General features: G+C 64.9%; 3 protein-coding genes and 1 pseudogene. 3 read left to right on the forward strand and 1 reads right to left on the reverse strand.

Annotation, left to right across the window (positions count from 1 at the left end; all coding sequences use genetic code 11):
- Nucleotides 1-34 precede the first annotated feature (34 nt).
- From QZY44_RS35815 to QZY44_RS16455, 3 genes and pseudogenes are all read left to right on the forward strand, one after another.
- Nucleotides 35-229: pseudogene (locus QZY44_RS35815) on the forward strand (GNAT family N-acetyltransferase); the annotation flags it as partial.
- Nucleotides 230-905: 676 nt separating this feature from the next.
- Nucleotides 906-1,865, forward strand: coding sequence for an Rpn family recombination-promoting nuclease/putative transposase (locus tag QZY44_RS16450; protein ID WP_295448395.1), 960 nt, complete (start codon nucleotides 906-908; stop codon nucleotides 1,863-1,865).
- A 24-nt stretch (nucleotides 1,866-1,889) separates the two neighbouring features.
- Nucleotides 1,890-2,054, forward strand: coding sequence for a PIN domain-containing protein (locus QZY44_RS16455; RefSeq protein WP_295448401.1), 165 nt, complete (start codon nucleotides 1,890-1,892; stop codon nucleotides 2,052-2,054).
- Nucleotides 2,055-2,377: 323 nt separating this feature from the next.
- On the opposite strand, the gene QZY44_RS16460 is transcribed toward QZY44_RS16455, so the two are convergent.
- A partial coding sequence (locus QZY44_RS16460) for a tyrosine-type recombinase/integrase (RefSeq protein ID WP_295448399.1) occupies nucleotides 2,378-2,743 on the reverse strand: 366 nt, incomplete at its 5' end.

The following is a 2,743-nucleotide window of genomic DNA, read 5'->3' on the forward strand; positions in this document are numbered from 1 at the left end:
ACGGATCGACGCGACCGGCCGGGAGTCAGAGCCCCTGGGTTTTGCCCGCTGTCTGCGTCTGACCCCCGGCGGGGAGGTGGCCGAGTTCTCCGTCGCCACGGTCGACGGGATACAGGGGCAGGGGGTGGGTTCAGCGCTGCTATCTCATCTGATTCCGGCTGCCCAGCGCCAAGGCATACGCCGTTTCTGGTTTGAGGTGCTGGCGGAGAACACCGGCATGCGCCGGTTGGCACGACGCTTCTCAGCCGATGCCAAATGGGTAGGCGACGGGACCCTGGAATACGATTGCTGCCTGCCCGAGTCCATCCCCGCGGACCCTGCAACCTGGTCGAAGCGGCCGGCCGCGCGCCCCGTCGTGACGGCGCTTCCCCGGGGCCTGTCTTGGTACCTGACCCGGCGGGCTTGGTCGCGTCCGGTACTGCGGTCTGGAGCGTCAGCATGGACCGCTACCTTGCCTGGAACGGCACAGCGGCCAACCAGGGTGTCGGTGACCGGTTGGCGTGGGGCCGGCCAGTCGCCGGCCGGCACTGGCGCGACGCGGCCTAGGATTGGGCGCCTTGTGATGTCGGATCGTCTTCTACGCACTGAAGTGGAGGATGCAAGCATGAACCCTGCCCGTATCGTTGACCAAGACGCACCGACCTATATCCCGGTACCAGCCGAAGTGCCGCACCAACGGATCAAGGCGATTCTGTGGGTCCGGGCCACGGCCGACAGAAGGAACTGTTGGGCCATGACACCCACCGGTATGCGGTCGATGGCGTCAGTCTGCTTCGGGGGGCGTGTAACTGAGAGCCATAAACCTTGAGCTCATGACCTCTTTAGGATGTGTGGTTGTGACAGGCGGCGCTCTCGGGTGGCGAATCATTTACACTGCGCGGAATCTCGACATCCACAGGCACCTCATGGCCGAACACGATCCATCCTATAAACTCCTGTTCTCCCACCGTCTGATGGTCGCCGACCCGGTGCGCGGATTTGTGCATGAGGACTGGGTTGCGGCCTTGGACTTCGACACCCTGAAGCGGGTCCGCGAGATCGGTATCAGCCACGATTTGCGCGAGCGCGAGGACGACATCATCTGGCGCCTGCGCTGGGGTGAACGGTGGTTATACGTCTATCTGCTGCTGGAGTTTCAGTCCACGGTCGATCGCCTGATGGCCGCGCGGTTGCTCACCTATGTCGGATTGTTGTATCAGGATCTGGCTGCGGCGGGCGAGATCCCCGCCGGCGGGTATCTACCACCGGTGTTGCCGATCGTGCTCTACAACGGCCAGGCCACTTGGACGGCGAAAACCAGCCTGACTGACCTCATCGAACCGGACCTGCCGGAGCAACTGCGACGCTGGCAACCGCAGATCCGCTATCTTCTGCTTGAAGAGCGCCGCTACGACGAGGCCGACTTGAAGGGACTGCACAACGTCGCCGCCGCCCTGTTCCGGCTGGAGAACAGCCGCGCCCCGGACGATATTGAGCGGGTGGTGGCCTGTCTCGTCGACTGGCTTGCGTCCGCGGAGCAGGCGGCTTTGCGCCGCGCCTTCGTGGTATGGCTGAAACGGGTGCTGCTGCCGGCGCGGGTCCCCGGGGCCGAGATCCCTAACGTCATCGAATTACAGGAGATGCAAGCCATGTTAGCCGAACGGGTCAAGACCTGGACCGAGGAGTGGAAAAAAGAGGGGAGGCAGGAGGGCAGGCAAGAGGGTGAGTCCAAAGTGCTGCGTCGGCAACTCACACTGCGTTTTGGCCCGCTGCCGTCCTGGGCCGAGCAACGCCTGAGTCAGGCCAGTGAAGCCGAGCTGGAATGCTGGACGGACCGGGTGCTCGATGCGCAGGCGCTGGACGCGATTTTTGCCGATCAGAACTGACGCGATGAAACGGGTTATGAGGTTCTGCCGATCCGCCTCTCACACCTCAATGCGTATCGCGCGCTGCCGTTGCACCATCGCGACCCGTCCGACCGGATGTTCGTCGCTCAGGCCCGCGCTGAGGCCCTGACCCTGATCACGCGCGACCCAGAGATCGCCAAGTACGATGTCGCGCTTCTGACCTGCTGAGTCCGTGGACGGCCGCCGCTCCATGCCCGCCCGGTGATTGAATGCGTTCCCGGGATGATCGGTGTAACCTCCATTAGCAGCGATAAGTCCATCGCGATCAACGCCTTGTCACAAGGGCGCTCAGCGTCGATCCGCTGCTGGATCTGAACACCCGCAGTTTAGGAAAGGCATGGCCCAGCCGCTGGTCTGCTCCGGCATGGTGGCGTTGCGATGACGGCCTGACGCGGGAGGCGATCATGATTCCGCCGCATCGACCAACACGCATTGGGGCAAGAGTCTTTCCCTTCGCGGGTGTGGCTGGCGGGGTAGGGCGCAGGCCAGCCTCAATCCACTGCCGCACGCGCCGCGGCGGCTGGCGCGTTCTGCGCCAGGGCCTGCTCGATGCGGTAGCGCCCGTAGCTATCCGCGCGCTCGATGTAGCGCATGGCCGACCCGGCGTCCTTCCAGCCGACGTACTCCATCAGATCCTTGACGTCCCAGTCATGACCGTTGGCCCAGGTGGCGAAGCCGCGCCGCAGGGAATGGCCACTGTAGCGGTCGGGGGTGGCGATCCCCGCCGCCAGGAGGCGCCGACGCAGCAGCGGCACCAGGCTGTTGGGGTGCAGGGCCGCGCTGCCCAGGTGTCCGCCCGGGCCGATGCGGCGAAACACCGGCCCCGCGGTCAGTGCGGCCAGGTCGATCCAGTCGCG

It is taken from the genome of uncultured Thiodictyon sp. (genome assembly GCA_903837595.1).
GTDB lineage: Bacteria > Pseudomonadota > Gammaproteobacteria > Chromatiales > Chromatiaceae > Thiodictyon.

Excerpts from the sequence above, each read along its gene's own strand:
- QZY44_RS16450 (WP_295448395.1), top strand. The coding sequence starts at position 906 with ATGGCCGAACACGATCCATCCTATAAACTCCTGTTCTCCCACCGTCTG.